The sequence below is a fragment of the Pseudoalteromonas sp. MSK9-3 genome (genome assembly GCF_003590335.1).
Lineage (GTDB): Bacteria > Pseudomonadota > Gammaproteobacteria > Enterobacterales > Alteromonadaceae > Pseudoalteromonas.
The window spans coordinates 180,500-200,742 of the sequence record NZ_MIET01000009.1; the positions used below are offsets into that span (position 1 = coordinate 180,500).

The following is a 20,243-nucleotide window of genomic DNA, read 5'->3' on the forward strand; positions in this document are numbered from 1 at the left end:
CTTTTGTTGTTTATTAAAGAGGTAGTCTATGCTTCCTGTGATCGCTCTTGTCGGGCGACCTAATGTGGGTAAATCCACGCTATTTAACCGTTTAACACGTACTCGTGACGCGTTGGTAGCGGATTTCCCAGGTCTTACACGTGACCGTAAATATGGCCAAGCCAGTTACGATGGATATGAGTTTATCGTAGTGGATACTGGCGGTATTGATGGCTCTGAAGAAGGCATTGAAACCGAGATGGCTGAACAGTCGCTGTTAGCGATTGAAGAAGCTGATATCGTCTTGTTTTTGGTGGATGCCAGAGCGGGTATGAACGCCGCGGATCAGGCTATTGCACAGCACCTTCGTAAACAACAAAAGAAGTGTTTTCTTGTTGCGAATAAAACAGATGGTATCGATGCAGACTCGAACTGTGCTGAGTTTTATCAACTGGCCATCGGTGAGGTGTATCAAATCGCCGCTGCGCATGGTCGTGGTATTACCCAGCTGTTAGACCTGACGTTACAGCCTGTTATTGCTGAATTAGCCGCTGAAGAAGATGAACTTGCACAAGATGATGCAGACTTAGCTGAACTTTACCTAGAAGGTGAAGAGGGCGCGCACGAAGATGGTAAGACTGGGTTTGAAGACAAGCCAGTTAAACTTGCCATTATTGGGCGTCCAAATGTGGGTAAATCGACATTAACCAACCGTATTTTGGGTGAAGAGCGGGTGATTGTGTATGACATGCCTGGTACAACCCGAGATTCAGTTTATATTCCAATGACGCGTAATGAACGTGAATATGTCTTAATTGACACTGCAGGTGTTCGTAAACGCAAGAAAGTCAGTGATGTTGTTGAGAAGTTTTCTGTAATCAAAACATTGAAGGCCATTGAAGATGCCAACGTCGTGTTGATTGTGGTGGATGCCCGTGAAGGGATCTCTGATCAAGACTTAAGTTTACTAGGCTTTGCATTAAACGCGGGTCGTTCATTGGTGATTGCGGTTAATAAGTGGGATGGTCTTGATGATTACGTAAAAGATCGTATTAAGACCGAACTTGACCGCCGTTTGGGCTTCATTGATTTTGCACGCTTGCATTTTATTTCAGCATTGCATGGCACTGGTGTTGGTCATTTGTTTGAGTCAGTGGATGAAGCCTATGCTTCTGCGACTAAGCGGATCAGTACTGCGATGCTGCGCCGTATTATGGATATGGCACAAGCCGATCACCAACCCCCCTTGGTACGTGGTCGCCGCGTGAAGCTCAAGTATGCTCACGCTGGGGGTTATAACCCACCAAGGATCGTGATACACGGTAACCAAGTACACGATTTACCTGATAGCTATAAGCGTTATTTGATGAATTATTATCGTAAAGCGCTGAATATCATGGGTACACCGATTAAGATTGAATTCAGAGAAGGGGATAACCCATTCTCAGGTCGTACGAATAAGATGACGCTGTCGCAAAAACGCAAGCTAAGAGCATTTACAAAAGAAAACCGTAATAAATAAGCGCGTTTTTCTTACTGATAAAATGGCGCCATTGAGCGCCATTTTTTATGAGTGAGCGTAGCGTGCATGACTATGTGTATCAAAGTTAGAGAGTGTGATTTACTTAGGAGTCATTCGAGTTAAGCGATCTAATGTAACGGATATACGCACCTAAACCTGCTGTTGGTAGTGTTAATAATATCGCCCACCCTGCTGTATAAGCGACTGCGAGTATCATGCCTATATCATAATTAAACAGTCTGCAATCAGTAGGTAAAACCTCCTTGACGGTACACTGTAGTATGGTTGACGTGAGCTCTGCACAGAGCAAAATGAGTAAAGGTAATATGGCTATTGTTGCGAAGAATATTGCTAACCTTTGCATTTTTATTGTATGTGACATTCTGTATTTCCTTATATTTAACCTCAGGTTTGGATAAGGGTTTTGGAATAGAAAATGTTTTGAAAACAAACTTCGTACCATCCAATGATGATATTTTGCTCAATATCAAGGCGCTTTTATGCAGTAATAGCGAGCTATTACAAATGAAAGCAACGCCGAGAGTGAGAAAAATAGCTTTATTGGGCAAATTCGCTTATCCAGAGCTGAGGTTATTTAATGACTTCAATTTTGCAAGTTACGTCATTGAATGTCTGATCTTAACGATTCGCTGGTTAATTATATGGCGTAGTAGATATTTATATAACCACTTTTTAGCACCGGATAGATTGCGATGCTGCTGGTAGAAGCTATCAGGATCCGCAAAGTACCCAAGGGAGGCAATAATGCTCTCACGCTGAATATATGTACTTTGCCCGTGAAATTGATTTTTGGGTTTTTGTAAGCAGGGAGTGGCTATCCCATACCCAATAAAGCGACCATGGTGTGTTTTAAACCGGGATTGAACTGCACTTAAATACGCATTATCAATAATATAGCCTTCTAATTCTAACCAAGTACCATCGAGGTATACTTCGACCCAACTGTGAATGATCTGAGCCGGTGCTAACGCAAGAACCCATCTCGGCATAACACCCCGTTTTAAGTCATTACTGATGGTGAACCCTTGTAATCGACAAGGGATCCCGACGCCTCTTAATAGCGCCATAAGTAATGTACCTTTGGTATTACACTGACCATAGCCTTGGCGCAAAACTGTTGATGCGTTGAGCGTATCTTCGCTGCTGTAAGCAAATTTTATATCATCCATCACGAAATTATAAATTGCTGTGAGCGCTTGCTGTGGGTTAAGTGACAACCACTGTTTTTGTGTGATCAATGTTTGAACGTGATGATGGGTATAGTTTAATAAACGGGTATTTAGTAAATACTGTTGCATGGTATTTTTCCTCTGAGTTAATAGAGGTACTTTGCCTGAACTTTAAATTCAATAATTGAATAAACTGGCTATCGCAGGAGAAGATATGGGCTGCTCAATACAGGCGATTAAAGTGTATGTCTTTAATCTAAGGTGGAACTCAAATGGGTCTGACAAATATTACTTGTTATTTAATGAGGTCAATTTTTGTAATGTAATACCAAAGTGGTTTTTAAACGTGCGGCTTAAATGGGCGCTATCGGAAAACCCAGCTATATAGGCGGCTTGTGTTGCATTGTGGCCTGCCTTCAATGCCGTGATAGCGCAAATGAGTCGGCGCCATAGGAGATATGCGCGCCATGGTAACCCCATATTTTCTTTGAATAAATGTAAAAACCGACTTTGCGAGAGACTAAGTTGTTGAGCAATGTCTTTGGCTAACCAGTGATCAGGCTTAATACAGGTACCAGCGAAGCATTGATCGAGGTGTTTAAGCAGTTGGCTGATCCGTGGGTCATAGTGATGAATTTTCTGCTGGTAGCGTAAGTTAAATAGCCCAAGTAGGGTCGGCAGATGACTAAATTCGTCGGGCGTATCAGGTATGCTCAGCGAGCGTGTTTCTCGCCCAGCAAGCATAGCGCTCACTTGTAAACCCACCCGACTTGTAGGCTCGATAAGTATGACCCAACCTGAGTGCATGGTGAGTTGGTGAGGCACATTTTCTTTGAGTATGATTGCGGTATCGCGGTAACTTCGTATACCTTCAGTGGTAGGCGTGCTCAGGTGAGCTGACCCTGTTGGTAAGGTGAGCTGCTGTAAAGCGTGTTGGTGGTTTGCGGTATCGAGTACTTGAGTATGTACAGCAAGAATACCTGGCTCAATCAAAATTATAGGCATTTAATGACACTAACAAAAAACCGAAGCAATCGCTTCGGTTTTTTATGGTACATGGGCTATTTAAGCAAATGCATCTTGTAGAGGCGGTACTACTTGCTTTTTACGGCTTAGCACGCCATCTAGCCATATACGACTTTGCTCTGGCGTTACTTTGTACGCTGTTTCAATAATGCTTTCATCATCAGATGCGATCAACATTTGTGACCCTTCTTTCATGATATCGGTAAGCAGTAACAATACAGAGTGGCGGCCACCTTCTTCTTTCAATTTCGCAATATCGGCTTCTAAATCAGCTTTAATATCGTCAAATACAGACAAGTCGATAACTTCTAATTGGCCAATACCAACGAGTTTGCCATTCATATTGAAGTCTTTAAAGTCACGCATTACTAGGTCACGAGCGGGTGTGCCCTCAACCGCAGACTTTACTTTAAACATATCCATGCCAAGTTCTTTTACATCAGCAACACCTGCTATTTCAGCCAATGCTTCAACACATTTAATGTCAGCCGTCGTACAGGTTGGTGATTTAAAAATAACGGTGTCGCTTAAGATTGCACATAACATTAAGCCTGCGATATCTTTAGGGATTTCGACGCTGTAAAAGTCGTACATCATCTTGATAATGGTGTTACTACAGCCTACTGGACGGATCCAACACTCTAATGGTGTTGACGTCGTTAAGTCACCAAGTTTGTGGTGATCAACTACGCCAACGATAGTTGCTTCGTCAATATCATCTGGCGCTTGTGTCTTTTCAGTATGATCAACAATATAAACTTCTTCGCCCGCGTAGCTCAGTTTTAACTCCGGCGCGTCAAAGCCAAAACGGTCAAGGATAAATTGTGTTTCAGGAGAAACATCACCAAGACGTGTTGGAACGGCGGCTTCGCCAATTTGGTTTTTTAAATACGCAAGTGCAATTGCGCCACAAATAGAATCTGAATCTGGGATCTTATGACCCACTACATACATTGCCATGGACGGAGCTCCTTAAATTTTGGCCAATATTCTATCAAACTATGTTGGTAATAAAATAGCTTTGTATCGTTAAATTAGACATAAGTGCTAGCTAATAGACATATAGCGAGTATGGAGCGCCGTTTTGCGCCTTTTTAGTGGCGTGACTTTAATGGTATTTTTATGATTTGAGGGTATCCTTGTTACTTTTTGTTAACAAGGATAAAGGATGACATTAATTAAATATGCCCTGTTTTACAGCATACTGGCAATGTGCTCGCACAAGGTGCTTGCGTTACATGCAGCCTCACAAACAGAACTCATATCTTATCAATCATTTACACAACATGGTGATCATAGCTACGCCATCGCGTTGCCCAGTGAGGCAAACCTTGAACAACAGCAGTTCTTAGAAGTAGAACTCGGTTGCGCTGCCCAAGGGTGCAGCGATTGGGACTACACCGTTCGTTTTGAATGGTTAAAAGAGGGTGAACGCTATGAACTAGGGCGTTTAATTACACCGTATGCTGGGTATATGCAAAGAGGGATGCATGGGTTTGATCGCACTTGGAGTCGAAAATATCTTTTTGATATTTCGCATTTAGCACCGGTGTTAAAAGGTGAAGGAGTGCTCAATGCTCATTATGGTGGGTGGGGCGCAAAAAAATCCGCGTTTGGCTTTAGTGCTAAGTTGCTAGCGCGAGGTGCAGTAACGCGCAAGGTGCATCGCGTTATCCCAGTCTATTATTCTCAGCCAGCTGGTTGGCCTTATAAAACGACCAATGAATTTGCTCACTACTTGCCTAAAAAGGATCTCACGTTTACCGTTGATGATATGGAGGCTGAGTTAAAGGTCATTGTCTCGGCCCATGGTCATGCGTTGTCGTATGATAATCCAGCTCAGCAAGCGCAGCTATGTGGTGAGTGGTGTGAGCGTTATTTTGATGTGGTATACAATGCGCATTTAGTTGAACGTACGGCCTTATGGCGCACGGATTGTGACCAGAGTGCGACTTTTCCTCAAGGTGGTACTTATATTTATGCGCGGGCGAATTGGTGCCCAGGTGAAATCGTTGAACCTTTCACCTATAGCCTTGATACCCAGCAACCTCAATCGACGTTAGATATTGATTGGCAAAATTTTAGTTGGCAACCTTCTCAGTACGGCTCAGATGCGCCAAGATATATTGTGAGTGCAGTGTTGACCACATATGATGCTATTACAGTTGATACTGATTTGGCTGTTGAGCAGATCCTTACCCCAAATAGTGATATTGATAGTCGCCTTAATCAAAGTTGTGCAGATGTTACTGTTGCGGTACGAAACCAAGGTCAGACGGTCATTAATCACATTGAATTCACCTATGGTGTCACTCAACAACACCAATTTACTTGGCAAGGCGTATTACACCCAAACGAACGACAAGTGGTGCAGTTACCAGCTCGTTTTTGGGGGATTTTCTCACCAGAGAAAGCGAACATGATGGTACGCGCAACAATAGCACAAGATGAAATTGACAGTAATAACGTTATTTATAGTCGCATTGAAGCGCCGTTATCGATCAGTGACTCTGCGCAATTACATTTGCTGAGTGGTAAGTTTGCTGATGAAACAAGTGTGACGATTAAAAACAGCAAAGGCGAAGCGCTAAGGCAGTGGTCACAATTTAATGCTTCAGCTGAGCACATGTTAGATTTAGATATGCCAGTGGGCTGCTATACATTAGAAGTGAATGATTCAGCGAAAGATGGGCTGGCTTTTCCTTTTTTAAATCAGCGCAAAGGAAAAGGGAGTATTGCTATCCATGATATCGATGATATTCACCAATTACCGGCGGATTTCGGCCGGCAATTGCGTCTACCATTTACTGTGGGCTATCGGCTTGGTAGGTGCGCTGCGTCACCATGGCAAAGTGAGCATGCTTACGCACAAGTAGGGGAGCGCGTATCGTTTCAAGGCATTATTTATCAAGCCAAACATTGGAGTTACAATTTTCAGCCTGATGAGGCCGGTCCTTATGATGCTTGGCAGGCGCTGAGCTATTGTGACGGTAGTACATTAACGTATTAAGGTGTGCTCGATTGAGTCTGTGATGTTTGTTTGTGTGGTTAAATATGGCTACACTGCAGACATCATTTTTTAAAGGAAAGTTAATGGGCCTTAGTCGTAAAGCGTGGAATAACGTCGTCATTTTTTCGATGCTACTAATGATTTTTTTTCTCAATGGGGTGCATCATAAATTAAACCCTAGCAACGAAGTCAGTGGGCCTCAGCAATTACTGCCAGAGCAAAGCTTTGTGCTTACATTGGCATTCCCTGGCTATAAAATTGAGCGAATTGGCACATCGTGGCGTATAGATGGACCTTGGCAAGCAAAACCAGAGCAAGTGCAGGCGCTGGTCAATGATTGGTTAGCAGTAAAGTTAGAGGTGGCTGATGTGACTTTAAATGCGGACAAAGCCCTTACCGTTGCGCGCTTTTGGCTGGCAGGGCAGGAATTACCCGTCAGTTATCAGCTATATCTCGAACAAGGGCAATACTATCTGTTTGATAAGCAGCAGCAGCTTTGGTTGCATGTGCCCAAGGAATTAGCCCAAACACTATTTTTACCTTTAGATATTGGCCAGTCACAACAGTGATAGGTCTAACAATATATTACAGAGAACACAATGCCTGAATTACCAGAAGTAGAAGTGAGCCGTTTAGGCATAAAACCCCATATTACTGAGCAAGTTGTGGATAAGGTGCTTATTCATAATACGCGACTCCGCTGGCCTGTACCTGATGAGGTTAAAACCATTGAAACGCTCAAAATCACGAATGTGCGTCGTCGAGCTAAATATTTATTGTTAGATACCGAAATAGGCAGCGTTATTTTACATTTGGGGATGTCAGGTCATTTACGAATTGTGCCCATTGAAGAGCCATTAAAAAAGCATGACCATGTGGAGTTTCATTTTGCCAATGGTAAGGCGCTGCGATTAAATGATGCGCGTCGGTTTGGCGCATGTTTGTGGCAAGCACCTGACTGTGATCATACATTGTTTAGTAAACTTGGGCCTGAACCATTAACCGATGACTTTACTGCTGTGCACTTGTATGAACGTTCACGTGGTAAAAAGGTCGCAATAAAGCAGTTTATTATGGATAACCATGTCGTGGTAGGCGTAGGGAATATTTATGCTAATGAGTCACTGTTTAAAGCGGGGATCCATCCGCAGAAAGAGTCAGGCAAGGTATCATTGAAACGTTTCCAACTTTTGACTCCTATCATTAAAGACACCTTAGCAGCAGCAATAGAGCAGGGGGGCACTACGCTAAAAGACTTTTCGCAATCAGATGGCAAGCCGGGTTATTTTGCACAGCAATTATTGGTTTATGGTCGCAAAGGTCAGCCGTGTATGAGCTGTGAAACGATTTTACAAGAAGTGCGATTAGGGCAGCGCAGCACCATATTTTGCAGTCAATGCCAAAAATGATGCTTAGGGGCTGTTAAGTTGAAGGCGCAAGCGCCGAGGCGGCGTGGGTGTTTGTTGCCACGTCTTTGTCATGGCACCACGCAGCAAGAATACGAGTGACCTGTGCCACTCTCAGCTCAAAGCTAGATTTAAGTGCGCGCTCATGCATAGTATGGTCGCCGTCTCCATAAGGGCCAAAACCATCCAGAGTAGGTATACCTGCAGCTGATACGGTATTCGCATCAGAGACGCCGCCACGATGTTCGACGGGCAGATCATGCTGTAAAATCTCAGCTATCTCTTCAAGTAATTGCGCTTGCGGTGGCGTAGGTGCCATCACTGGACGTTGTAATCCACCACTGATGGTAATTTCAACACCGGTGATCTCAATCGCCAAGCAGATATTTTCGATGCCTTTTAGCAAGCGTTGTTGTTCTGTTTGTGTTGTAAAACGTGCCTCGACTAGCATATTAGCCTTAGGCGAAATGGTATTAGCACCCAGACCGCCAGAAATTTTGCCGACATTCACGGTACTGCCCAGTTTAAGGTTTGTTAGGCTCGTCATTTCCAGAAGTAAATTGGCAAGGGCAAAATTGGCATCAATACCGTCACTGTAATGATTTCCCGCATGGGCGGCTTTGCCTGTCACTGTAATATCAAATGTTGCTATGCCTTTTCTGGCTACGACGACTTCATGGTCTTTCCCTGCGGCCTCAAAGACTAAGCAGGCATCGTAATTTTTGGCCAATTCACTGGTTAAAGCTTGGCTGTCATCACTGCCAATTTCCTCATCACTAACCAGTAAAAAATCAACATTATATAAGGGGCCACATTGCTTACGGAGTTCTCTCAAGGCATTGAGTGCAACAAAGTTCCCTCCTTTCATATCGCATACTCCAGGCCCATATACCCATTCACTGTCCTGTTGAAACTGAGTGAATGTACCTTCAGGGAATACGGTATCTAGGTGACCGAGTAACAGGACTTTTCGACCGGCTTGTTTGGGCGTGTGAAAGAGTAAATGATCGCCAATGTCATCTCTTTGGTAGCGCGTTAATGAAAAACCAAGGGGCGCTAATAACTCAATCATCTGCTCACCATGTTGGTCAACATTCACTTTATTCTTACTGTGTGAGTTGCAGCGGATCAGTGCTGCTAACTCGTCAAAATTTAACTGTGTCATTATCGATTCCCTGAGTTTTGTTATTACCGATCCTCGCTAGATCCAGTTGCATTTAAGTGAAGCTTTTATGAACAAATTTTGTCTGTGGCTTTTGGTCAAAAATATGTCATACAGATCCTTTTAAATTAGCGCTCAGTTTAAAAACTATGCAGCTCACCAAGGAGAAAATTGTGACAGCACCTCATGTTGGTATTTGGATGTATGAAAATGGCGGTGGCTCAGCCATCGAACGCAAACTGGTTCATGCATTGGCTGAACGCGGGATCCAAACCAGTACCGGGTTAAATTTACGTGATGCACGCGCACAAGGGGGTGAGATTGTGTGTAATGGTGTGGCTATGGAGCAACTCGATGCATTCTTAAGTTACAACGCAGGGCAGCAGACTCAATATCAGTTGTATTTATATCAAGTGCTTAGCCAAACTATTCCTACCTTAAATAATTTTAATGCTTTTTCATTGGCGGAAGATAAATTTCGCACTGCACATTTATTGAGTAGTCACGGCATTGCCACTGCGGATTACCGTTTATGCCATAAAAATGATATCGATGGACTCAAAGCGGCGATTAGAGACTTTGGCGGCAAGTTAGTATACAAACCAACCGATGGGTGGGGCGGGGTCGGCATTGTCAAAATTGATAGTGAACAGGCACTTGATATGTTGCTGCCATTTTTGAGTCGCACCGATCTGAGATATTTTTATGTAGAACGTTTTATTAATTATGACAATACGGATTACCGTATTGATATTGTCGATGGTAAATGTGTGGGCTGTTATGGCCGCAAAGCGCCAAAGGATGATTGGAAAACGAATATTACCAGTGGTGGCTCGGTATTTATTCGTGAGCCAGGTCAGGAGGTGATTGATTTAGCGATTAAAGCAACGCAATTACTGGGACTGGAAATCGCAGGGGTCGATCTCATCTATGACCGAGACAAAGAAGAATATGTGGTACTAGAAGTGAATACCATTCCAGCATTTGCAACGCCAGAGCAAGAGGCGTTGGGGATCAATTTTAATCAGAGCAAACTCGATGCCATGGTCGATTTAATCGACAGCACGGTACAACGCAAACTCGCACTTCATTCAGCCAAGGTGGCCTAAAAATGACTGTAAAATCACCATTACCCAAAATTGGATTATTATACTTAGATTACGTACTGCGCTTTTTTGATAAGTCTAACTTTAAGGGTTGGCCTGATAAAATCGAACAAGTAACCTATCACTGGGGCGATGATAAAGCGCGTTTTATCAGGGAAGTAAAAAAGAAGAAAATCGATGTGTTAATTGGTAATATCCCCGCGACTGCCTATGAAGCATTTCGTGAAATAGCACGGGCATTACCTGAAGTGCGTTTTTTGCCATCAGTAGACAGTCAGTTTTCTAATAAATCAAAAGAAAATGTCACCCACTTTTGTCGAAAATACGATTTGCCGACCCCTCATACCGAGATTTTTTATATTCCAGAAAAGGCGCAAAACTATTTGGCTAAAGCCAAGTATCCAAAGATCATTAAACGATCTTATGGGCCATCTAACTACGGTGGCTATTTCGTCCATAAAGTTGATAACGCAGAGCAAGCTCAGCAATTATTAGGTGAAAAGCGTTATTACCCGGTGTATGTACAAGATTTTGTGCCGATGGAAGCCGATATTCGGGTAATGTTGATTGGTCATAAACCAGTATGCGCATTTTGGCGCAGACCTCCAGAGGGAGAGTGGCTAACTAATACGAGTCAAGGTGGCAGTATGGATTATCAAGCTATCCCACATTCGGTATTAGAGTTGGCAATTCGTACTTCTAAGGCTGCAAATGCAGAGTATTGGGCATGCGATATTGCACTGGGTAAAGATGGTAAGTTACGTATTTTAGAATGTGCAACGGCATTTGCTGCTTTCCCGTATATTCGTGATTGGATCGGGCAATATTTGATGTGGTTACTGGGGGACGGTCGTTTTGCATTACCTCATATTCCACTCTATAACTGGGAAGAGCTAGGCAAAATTAACCCTAGTTTATTGCGTACAATGCGCCATATTGGTTTTTCTCGTTATACACCGAGTCAAGATTGTGGGGAAATGTTTACTCAGTTGAATGAACAGCAATACCCTATCCTAGATACTGAATATTTATCTCAGGAAGAGTGGCCAAGTGAAGTATGGAATTTACAAGACAATTTTATACTCAAAGGTTCAGAAAATATGGCAAAACCAATATTGCAAAGCGTTGCTGGTGGCGATGAAGCGGCCAACGATAATTCGCAGTCGTTACATGATTACTCAGATGGACAGATCCGGACAATATTAGGTCAAGTAAAGGGGATTGGCGGCAAAATGATCGATGAGATCATGCAAACATTTGGTGCGCATGGCGTGGTGGATGTATTGAATACCGAGCCAGAAAAACTGTGTGTGGTGAAAAATCTAAAAGACAAAAAGCTACAAAAAATTGTGTCGCATTGGCAGCAAGTTGCCACAGAAAAGTCGTGTCATTAGACAGGGCTTTTTTGTCTTACTGCTTCTTTTAGTTTTTAGGGAACACTATGAAAATTCAATACGCTTCATATCAAGATACCATTGATTTTTTGCAGCGAGCCATGAGTGAACATCCGCATTTGATTCGCTTACAAAGTATTGGTCAAACTTGGGAAGAGCGGCCAATAATGCTTGTGACTGTCTCACTAGATGTGACATATGCTGATGATAAGCCTGCTTTACTTTACACAGGATCAATTCATGCCCGAGAATGGATAGGCAATGAGTTGGCGATTAAGTTTATAGAGTATGTGATCGACAACTACCGCTTTAATCCTAAGTTACAAACTGCACTTACGCGAAATACCCTCTATATGGTGCCGTGTTTGAACCCTGATGGGTTTGAATATTCTCGTAATCACTTTTCGTTTTGGCGTAAAAACCGTCGCAATAATGGTGATGGTACTTTTGGTGTGGATTTAAACCGAAATTTTGATGCGAAGTTTATGCGTAATCAGAACACGCATATGAATACCTATGGCGGCCCACATGCGTTTTCTGAACCAGAAACGTGTGCGATTAGAGACTTTGTTGAATCACATGACAACATTCGTATCGCGTTAGATTACCATTCACAAGGTAATGTGTTTTTTCCGGCGCATAAGTTTAATCATGAAGTAGAAATTGAAGGCACGGATTTAAATGTACTGTGTGCCAATATGAATAATGAAATTCGCAAAGTTACAGGGCGACAATATGGTATTCATCGCGGTAAGCCGCCTGCTCAGTTGATCCATGGCAGTGGCAGGGAATATTACTATCGCAAGGGGATTATCGCTACAGTAGTCGAAGTAGGCACCCGCAATATTCCTGATTATATGAAGAATATGTCGCAAAGTGTGGCAGAGAACATTCCTGCAGTTGTGCATGCATTAAGTGAAGCGATAAACTACTCTCCACTGGCGCCTAGTAGGGTGTTAGATTTTACCATTGGAAAAGTGACTCATGACACGGTTGAATTACAGTGGCAGTATGAGCAGCGTGATGATATTTATTTTGAAGTCTATCGTAGTGAGCACAATAAAAGTCCATGCACGGAAGAAAACTTAGTGGCGATCACTAAGTCACAGACCTTTATTGATACTCAGTTAAACAGTGGTCATTTTTATTTTTATAATATTCGCGCCGTAGACAAAGTCACTAAAATTAAATCACCTTTTCGGCCTGAACTGCGTTTAAAAACCACATTAGCAACGCATCAATGTGGGCGTACGCTGTTTCCTGCGAGGGAACAAGTTGGTTACTTGTCGCAAAATTTTAGTGCGAAGAACAAAGAGCATTTTGGTTATAATTCAATGTTTATTGGTGTTGATAAAAACCGAGGAGTCAGCTTGGGAGTCGTTGCGTATGATTTAAGCACCATTCCTGAGGGCTCAAGTATTGAAACCGCGCAGTTTTTTTTATACCCAATGAATCGGGTTGCCACCAAAATAGAAAAATATGGCGAGTGGTCAATCTCAATTTTAGATTCATCTCAAATTGATGATATTTACGACTTTAATAAGATTATTGACGCGACACCGCTACATACTTTGGGTCAAACTATCGAATCAGACAAGATGACTCAAGGTATTTGGCTGAAGTGGGTATTTAACGGTGTAGAACGTGCATTGTTAAATAAGTTACTCAGTGACAAAACTTTACTACTGCGCTTACAAGGGCCAAACACGCTACCATTGGGCAATGACTCTCAAGTCATGCAGTTTGACATCGGCTATGGCCCGTTTGGCAGCGGCTTGCATTACCGTCCTAATTTAGAATTGATTTATCAGCTGCCAGAACAAACGGTGGCGCTGGCGGTTTCTTCATGTAATACCATTTATCAAGACAAAGTCGTGAATGATAAATTGGCCTCAGGGTTTGATACTCAAGGTAATATTGTTTATGGACAATTAGCATTTGAGCATTTACAGCAGCTCGACCCGCTGAGAACCGTGTTTACTCAGGCCTGTTTAACCTTGTATAGCCGCAATAGTTTGTCGTCAGCGAAAGATGTCCGCTTTACTGTTGAGTTGGTTGAGCTTAAAGATGTTGACTTTAAACATGTAAAGCAGCGGCAAAAAATCGAATATATTGGCTATGAAGTCAGCAATGAGCAACTCAAAGAGCGCAGCGCGCACAACTTTATTTTTGATAGTTATTCTTTACAAGAATTAGCACGTTTGCATAAAGCACAAACGCCTTATTACTTTATTATTCGTGCGACGGCAGAGTCTCAAGCAAGTAATGCTTTAGTGAATTGGGCTGACTGTCATGCAGAGCAGGCTGCAACGCTCAATATTAACTATATTGAACGGCGTAATGAGCCATTACCAGCGCCGACTAACTTGCAAACTCAAGTCGAAAATGGGGTGGTAAAACTCATGTGGGATAATCCTGATAGCGGTGATTTAGTGGGGTGTTTTGTGGTTAGAAATCGCTTTCATCCACCTCGCTCTCCATTTGATGGCGTGAAGCTGTATGGTGGGCCTGATACGTATACATTGGATAACTTTGGTAATGCAGATTTGAGTAAGTACTATGGTGTATTTAGCTACGACCATGCGCCGAATTACTCTGAGCCTGTCGTCATCCATTACCCAGGTAAAGACAGTAAATAACTCAAGCTAGCGGGAACTTACTTAAAAGTAAGAAGGGTATGTAGTTTATCACTCGGTAGAAAAAACCATATTCTACTGAGTGATTTAATGCCATGATATGGCCTTTATTGATGTCTAATGAAGGAAAAGTCATGGCACACATTAATGCGCTATTTGTGATTGTACCATCGGCTGACACGCCAGCCATTGTGTCGAATGAAAGCTATGCGCCAGCATCGTTAACACAAGAAGGCTTTATTCATGCTTGTGAATATCACCAAGTTGATGACGTTGTTAGCCAATTTTTTACTGATCAGAGCGCGTTATCTTTATTGGTGATTGACCCAACTTTACTTGATGCTGAGGTGCGTTATGAAGCACCGTCACTCAGTATGAATTCAACAGATCTGTTTGCACATATTTATGGTGTGTTAAATCGTGATGCAATTGTCGATGTGTGTGAACTGGTGCATTTTAAACATCAACCTATTACGCCACAGGTAATGGCGGTATTACGGCATTATCGGTTTGAACGTTTGCCTGTTGAAAGTACGTTATTTAAAAGTACATGGCGTTCTAGTTGCAATAATATACTTGGTGAACCCGTTGGTACGGCAATGATTGGACTATATTGTGACAGCTTAACCAGCGTGTCGTGTTTTCATAAGCTGACCTTTGACGAAGTGTGGCACTTTTACGGTGGCGACCCACTCGAATTGACCCTTTTATACCCTGATGGTCGCTCTGAGCAAGTGGTGCTGGGTGCTGATTTTGCCAATGGACAGGTTTGCCAATATCGCATTCCTGCGGGAGTGTGGCAGGGGGGCTGTTTAGTTGAAGGCGGCCAGTATGCATTATTTGGTTGCACAATGGCACCTGGTTTTACCGGCAGTTGTTTTACTGCAGGGGTGGCTGATGCACTGATTGAAGCCTATCCAAATGAAGAGAAAATCATTAAAAAACTATCAGTAAATGGCCATCAAACAACCATGCCTGATGGGTTCGCGACCTAGTGTGATGTAAGTTGCGTAGGTAAAGTATATTCGTGATTGTTATATTAAATTGTTATTTTAAATGTCTATTCAGAGTGTTTTATGATCCTTGATTTCGAGAGTTTGTCTGCAAATAGGGTATACCATACATTAACGCAAACTGTGGTACCTCGCCCTGTTGCATGGGTATTATCTAAAAATAAAAAAGGTACATTGAATTTAGCGCCATTTTCGTATTTCACAGCAGTCAGTTCCGATCCTGCTTTGTTGATGTATGCGGTTGGGGTAAAGCCCTGTGGTGAATATAAAGATTCTGCATTAAATGTTGAAGCCACAGAAGAGGTGGTTATTCATATTGCGGACAGTCGTTTAGCGGATGAAGTTACCTTATCAGCAGCAACTTTACCTAACGACCAATCTGAATTGGACTCACTGGATTTAACGCTTACCGATTTTTCAGGTTCAGCTTTACCCAGAGTTGCGCAATGTAAAGTGGCGTTTGCATGCAAGCTACATAAAGTGGTTGAAATGGGCGAACTACCCATGAAGCTGATGTTTGTACAAGTGACACATGCGTACATTGACGATGATATTGTGGAAATGGACAGTAAAGGACGTAGTAAGGTGGATGCACTCGCGCTAGATCCGATCGCACGATTGGGTGGTGGTGAGTATGCAAGTTTGGGGGATGTTTTTAAAATCACTCGTCCAGAATGATAAAACAGTGCAGTAATACGTTATTTTTACTGCACTGTTTATTAAACTATTTATGACATGTTTGGTTTATAGCTCGAAAGGCGCCACGCCGACGGCCTGCATGGTGTAGCCTGTTTGCGCTAATTCACCTTTCCATGTTTCTACTTTAATTGTGCCAGTAACTGTTATGGCATCATAAAGGCTATCAATAGGGACGCCATTTTTAATTTTTACATGCACAATTTGATTCGGTGGTGGTGGCGGCACATGAATACAAGCGCCAAAGTAAGGTACTAATAAGAACTCAGTGATGATCTCGTTATCACCTTCGAGCGGTACGACAAACCCGGGTAGGCTGACGGACTGCCCGTCTAAACTTTTTACGACGGGGGCATTCAAATCAGGCTGCACCCAGTTTTGATCTGCGCCATCATGACTGGCAGCATCTTGGTTACTGATCTGTACGTGTCCTTTAGGCACTAAATCGTCCCAAAAAATCTCTTTTGGGGCTGCGGTATGGCCAAAAAAGCTCATTGCAGCGAGCAGTATTAAGGTAAAAAATCGCATGTTATTTATTGTACTCCTAAATTTTAATGCTCATGCCATCAGCCAGTGAATAAAAATAGGCTCTGGCAGCGGGGAGCAACCCCATTAACGTACCGGCGGACATAATAACGCCTAACAGCGTGAGTTCATAGTTTGACAGCCAGCCAATGGTTAAGCTGATGCCAAATTGGCTTTGCAATAGCGGGTTGGCGGTGAACAGTAGTCCATAAAATAAGAAGCACCCAGCTAAACAACCCATAAAGGTGATGAGAATGGCTTCACTGCTCATTAAGGCGAATATATGAATGGGTCGTGCACCTACGGAGCGCAAAATAGCCAATTCTCTGCGGCGCTGACTGAGTGTGGCAAGTAACGTTGTTAACATACCCAATAAGCTTACGAGTACCACGACGATAGAAAATAAGAGTAGGATTTTTTCTACAATATCGAGCATTTCCCATAACTCTCGAAGAGTAAGACCCGGCATAATGGCCAGCAAAGGCTCAGCTTTATACATGTTGATATTACGTCTGACTTGCAATGTATATAACGGAGAGTCAAAGCCCATTAAAAAGGCGGTTATTTGGTTTGGAGAACCGACTAAATCGCTAGGCTCGGAGTCAAGCGTGCCATGAGGGTGGCCATGTTCATCATGTTCATCATGTTCATCATGTTCATCATGTTCGTTATGATGCGAGTTGTGATCCTCCGCATGTTGATGTTGTGCGTGGTCGTTTTGTTGTGGTTTTTTGCCAATCATCATCGGTTGTGTATGGCTTGGCTTATGCATTGCATCGACAGCAATTAAAGGAATATGCAGTGTTTTGTCTACAGGGGTTCCAGTTGGCGCTAATATACCGACAATGGTCATTGGGTTATCATCATGATGATGAAAACTGGTATTGCCCATACCATGAGATATGACAATTTGCTGCCCGATATGATAATGCAGCTTGTTGGCTACGTCGCTGCCAAGTACCACCTCTTGAGCGTTATGAAAAGCTCGACCGTTTTGAAACGCCAAGTGTTGCTTTTTTCCGTAGCGATAGTGTGTGAAGTACGTTGCATCAGTGCCAAGTACAGCATGCCCTTTATGACTATCACCTAGACTGATAGGGATGGTCCAGGCAACTCCTTTTCTTTCTTTGATATCTAGGTAACTTTTCCATGAAACGGCATTGTTGGTATGTCCAATGCGAAAAACACTAGATAGCAGTAGTTGAATATCTCCTGTGCGGGCGCCAACAATTAAATCTGTGCCTGAAATTGTATTACTAAAACTGCTTTTTGCATCGTGTCTGACACGTTCGATGCTTAACAATAACATGACGCTGATTGCGATGGTGCAAAGTGTAAGTAACACGCTGGCTTTACGGTTTAAGGTACTTTTTATAGCGAGTTTAAGCAATGTCATGTCATACCCCATTAATATCTAACAAACTGATCTGACGATCAAATAATGAAGCAAGGCTCTTATCATGGCTTACAAACAACACGCTGGCTTGATAATCACCAGCTTGATTAAATAGTGTTTCGATGAAGGCATGACGGCTATCTTCATCCAGTGATGATGTGGGTTCATCGGCAATGATAAGTTCAGGTTCGCCGATAAGTGCTCTGGCGGCGGCAACACGCTGTTGTTGACCTATACTGAGCTTTGACACGTGTTGCGTGAGCTGAGAGTCATTTAATCCGAGCGCTTTTAAAAGCCGGGTGGCTTCGGTTGTCATATCGGTTTTTTTGTCAGTCAAACGTTTACGTCGTTGTTTAGAAAACTCACACCCTAGCGTCACATTTTCGAGGGGGTTTAAGTAAGGAAGCAAGTTAAAACTTTGAAATATAGTGCCAATGTGATCAGCTCTGAAGCGGTCTTTATGGGCATTTTTTATTGTGGATAAATCGGTATTTAAGATTTTTATTTGGCCTGATTGCAGCGCATTGATACCGGCGAGCAAGCCGAGTAAAGTCGATTTTCCGCAACCGCTTGGGCCATGCAAGAAAACGCGCTCCCCTTTGTCGATATGCAACGCTTTAATGTTGAGCGTTGGGTGAGACTGGGTAGGCCAAGTATGAATAAGGTCTGTGATTGTGATCATAATGAAACCAAGCGGGCTAATGTCAATGAGATAGTATTACAGTTTTCATCTTAGCAACACCGAGTTTGGTTTAAATGCCGACTTTTGGCGATGAAACACCAACCTGATGGAATTCTGTTTAGTGGCTGTATTTTCGTACGAACTTTTCGGCTATAGATTGTGATTTAAGCCCTAAAAGCTTATTATAGCGCCTCCTAACCCCCTCATATTTTTGTGCCCTTTAGCAAGGTGCATCCGGCCTTGGAGTAATAATGAGTAGCTACAAAGTTTTAGATGTAAATGATGATCTGCCAATTCGCACCAAAGGTGCAGTACATAGCGGTAAGGTGCGTTCAGTATATTGGTTAACTGATGCAGACAGCGCCCGTTTAATTGCAGATAAAAAGTACGATGTACCCCATGGAACTGAATTAGCGATTATGGTTATTTCAGATCGTATCTCTGCTTTTGATTGCATTTGGCAAGGTGAGAATGGTTTAAATGGTGTACCAGGAAAAGGTATTGCCTTAAACAGTGTGGCAGCGCATTGGTTTAAGTTATTCGATGACGCAGGCCTTGCTGGCAATCATATTGTTGATATTCCACACCCATATGTGTGGATCGTAAGAAAAGCCAGTACAGTTAAAGTCGAAGCGATCGCTCGTCAGTACATTACGGGTAGTATGTGGCGTGACTATAGCAAAGGTGTGCGTAATTTCTGTGGTATTGGTTTACCTGAAGGTCTAGAAGCGAATCAAAAGCTAGATGATGTTTTGATCACGCCTTCAACTAAGGGGATCATTACGGGTGTTGCAGATGTACCAGCCGTTGATGATGTGAATATTACCCGTAAAAATATTACTGATAACTTAGCTGCATTCAATTTTAATTCTGAGCAAGATGTTGCTAAATATGAGCAGCTACTTAGCGAAGGCTTTGCACTTATTAGCAAGGAATTGGCTAAGCTCGATCAAATCTTTGTGGATACCAAGTTTGAGTTTGGTTATGTCGAGCAGCAAGATGGCAGCCAAAAGTTGATTTATATCGACGAGGTTGGCACGCCAGATTCAAGTCGGATCTGGGATGGCCCAGCGTACCGTGATGGTAAGATTGTTGAAAATTCAAAAGAAGGTTTCCGACAATTATTAATTAATAACGTGCCAGACAGCGATGTGCTACTTAATAAAGATCGCATGACTGAGCGTGAAGCGCTTGCTCATGGCTATAAACTGCCTGTAGATGTGTTGATGTCGGTATCTGATACCTATGTCGGTATTGCCAGTAAAATAGTGGGTAATCAATTGACTATTCCTGCTGATCCCCGTGCTGAAGTGATTGCGATCCTAGACCGTGATTACGGATTAATTACCGAGAAATAAAGCCAGTCAAACGTATGGTATTTGCCCAATAAACAGTAATTTAAGTTGTTTATTGGGCGTTATCTCGCAAATACCTTGCAATTAAGCTACCTGTCACTTTTACTTAGGGTTATAAAGTAAAACTCTGATGGCAAGGTCAGCC

At 42.7% G+C, this 20,243-nt stretch carries 18 protein-coding genes; 10 read left to right on the top strand and 8 right to left on the bottom strand.

Annotated features, from left to right (window positions below):
* The first annotated feature begins 28 nt into the window (after positions 1-28).
* Complete coding sequence (gene der, locus BGP78_RS02930) at positions 29-1,501, top strand: ribosome biogenesis GTPase Der (RefSeq protein WP_010364174.1); 1,473 nt, start codon at positions 29-31, stop codon at positions 1,499-1,501.
* A 103-nt stretch (positions 1,502-1,604) separates the two neighbouring features.
* Here der and BGP78_RS02935 read toward each other — a convergent pair whose 3' ends face one another.
* From BGP78_RS02935 to BGP78_RS02950, 4 genes are all read right to left on the bottom strand, one after another.
* Positions 1,605-1,883, bottom strand: a complete 279-nt coding sequence (locus BGP78_RS02935; protein WP_119859994.1) for a hypothetical protein — start codon at positions 1,881-1,883, stop codon at positions 1,605-1,607.
* Positions 1,884-2,118: 235 nt separating this feature from the next.
* Positions 2,119-2,820 carry a transglutaminase family protein gene (locus tag BGP78_RS02940; protein WP_119859995.1) on the bottom strand — a complete coding sequence of 234 codons (702 nt, stop codon included), beginning with the start codon at positions 2,818-2,820 and terminating at the stop codon, positions 2,119-2,121.
* 159 nt (positions 2,821-2,979) lie between these two features.
* Positions 2,980-3,696, bottom strand: coding sequence for a helix-turn-helix domain-containing protein (locus BGP78_RS02945; protein WP_119859996.1), 717 nt, complete (start codon positions 3,694-3,696; stop codon positions 2,980-2,982).
* A gap of 60 nt (positions 3,697-3,756) precedes the next feature.
* Positions 3,757-4,677: a manganese-dependent inorganic pyrophosphatase gene (locus BGP78_RS02950; RefSeq protein ID WP_119859997.1), complete on the bottom strand. Its 921-nt coding sequence runs from the start codon at positions 4,675-4,677 to the stop codon at positions 3,757-3,759.
* 208 nt (positions 4,678-4,885) lie between these two features.
* On the opposite strand from BGP78_RS02950, the gene BGP78_RS02955 reads away from it, so the two are divergent.
* The 3 genes from BGP78_RS02955 (at position 4,886) to mutM (ending at position 8,136) form a co-directional block, all read left to right on the top strand.
* The gene (locus BGP78_RS02955; RefSeq protein ID WP_119859998.1) at positions 4,886-6,727 is read left to right on the top strand and encodes a peptide-N-glycosidase F-related protein; all 1,842 of its coding nucleotides are present in this window, start codon (positions 4,886-4,888) and stop codon (positions 6,725-6,727) included.
* Positions 6,728-6,810: 83 nt separating this feature from the next.
* Positions 6,811-7,296: a hypothetical protein gene (locus BGP78_RS02960; RefSeq protein WP_119859999.1), complete on the top strand. Its 486-nt coding sequence runs from the start codon at positions 6,811-6,813 to the stop codon at positions 7,294-7,296.
* Between the two features lie 30 nt (positions 7,297-7,326).
* Positions 7,327-8,136: a bifunctional DNA-formamidopyrimidine glycosylase/DNA-(apurinic or apyrimidinic site) lyase gene (gene mutM, locus BGP78_RS02965; protein WP_119860000.1), complete on the top strand. Its 810-nt coding sequence runs from the start codon at positions 7,327-7,329 to the stop codon at positions 8,134-8,136.
* A gap of 13 nt (positions 8,137-8,149) precedes the next feature.
* Here the strand turns inward: mutM and BGP78_RS02970 are convergent, their stop codons facing one another.
* Positions 8,150-9,298 (bottom strand): M20 family metallopeptidase, encoded by a 1,149-nt coding sequence (locus BGP78_RS02970; protein ID WP_119860001.1) that lies wholly within the window; start codon positions 9,296-9,298, stop codon positions 8,150-8,152.
* Between the two features lie 170 nt (positions 9,299-9,468).
* Here BGP78_RS02970 and BGP78_RS02975 point away from each other — a divergent pair, with 170 nt between their 5' ends.
* The 5 genes from BGP78_RS02975 to BGP78_RS02995 all read left to right on the top strand — a co-directional run bounded on the left by BGP78_RS02975 (position 9,469) and on the right by BGP78_RS02995 (position 16,122).
* Positions 9,469-10,404, top strand: coding sequence for a RimK family alpha-L-glutamate ligase (locus BGP78_RS02975; RefSeq protein WP_119860002.1), 936 nt, complete (start codon positions 9,469-9,471; stop codon positions 10,402-10,404).
* Positions 10,405-10,406: 2 nt separating this feature from the next.
* The gene (locus BGP78_RS02980) at positions 10,407-11,795 is read left to right on the top strand and encodes a RimK family alpha-L-glutamate ligase (RefSeq protein ID WP_119860003.1); all 1,389 of its coding nucleotides are present in this window, start codon (positions 10,407-10,409) and stop codon (positions 11,793-11,795) included.
* A 47-nt stretch (positions 11,796-11,842) separates the two neighbouring features.
* On the top strand, positions 11,843-14,434 hold the full coding sequence (locus BGP78_RS02985; protein WP_119860004.1) for a M14 family zinc carboxypeptidase: 2,592 nt from the start codon (positions 11,843-11,845) through the stop codon (positions 14,432-14,434).
* 131 nt (positions 14,435-14,565) lie between these two features.
* A complete protein-coding gene (locus tag BGP78_RS02990) occupies positions 14,566-15,426 on the top strand; it encodes a cupin domain-containing protein (protein ID WP_119860005.1) in 861 nt (286 codons plus the stop codon).
* An 81-nt stretch (positions 15,427-15,507) separates the two neighbouring features.
* Positions 15,508-16,122: a flavin reductase family protein gene (locus BGP78_RS02995; protein ID WP_119860006.1), complete on the top strand. Its 615-nt coding sequence runs from the start codon at positions 15,508-15,510 to the stop codon at positions 16,120-16,122.
* Between the two features lie 66 nt (positions 16,123-16,188).
* On the opposite strand, the gene BGP78_RS03000 is transcribed toward BGP78_RS02995, so the two are convergent.
* Genes BGP78_RS03000 through BGP78_RS03010 form a run of 3 tightly spaced genes read right to left on the bottom strand, consistent with a single transcriptional unit; the run spans position 16,189 to position 18,743 of the window.
* Positions 16,189-16,668: a DUF3299 domain-containing protein gene (locus BGP78_RS03000; RefSeq protein WP_119860007.1), complete on the bottom strand. Its 480-nt coding sequence runs from the start codon at positions 16,666-16,668 to the stop codon at positions 16,189-16,191.
* A gap of 16 nt (positions 16,669-16,684) precedes the next feature.
* Positions 16,685-18,061, bottom strand: a complete 1,377-nt coding sequence (locus BGP78_RS03005; protein ID WP_119860008.1) for an FtsX-like permease family protein — start codon at positions 18,059-18,061, stop codon at positions 16,685-16,687.
* 1 nt (position 18,062) lies between these two features.
* Positions 18,063-18,743: an ABC transporter ATP-binding protein gene (locus BGP78_RS03010; RefSeq protein ID WP_119860009.1), complete on the bottom strand. Its 681-nt coding sequence runs from the start codon at positions 18,741-18,743 to the stop codon at positions 18,063-18,065.
* 251 nt (positions 18,744-18,994) lie between these two features.
* Here BGP78_RS03010 and BGP78_RS03015 point away from each other — a divergent pair, with 251 nt between their 5' ends.
* Positions 18,995-20,101, top strand: a complete 1,107-nt coding sequence (locus tag BGP78_RS03015) for a phosphoribosylaminoimidazolesuccinocarboxamide synthase (protein WP_119860010.1) — start codon at positions 18,995-18,997, stop codon at positions 20,099-20,101.
* Positions 20,102-20,243 lie beyond the last annotated feature (142 nt).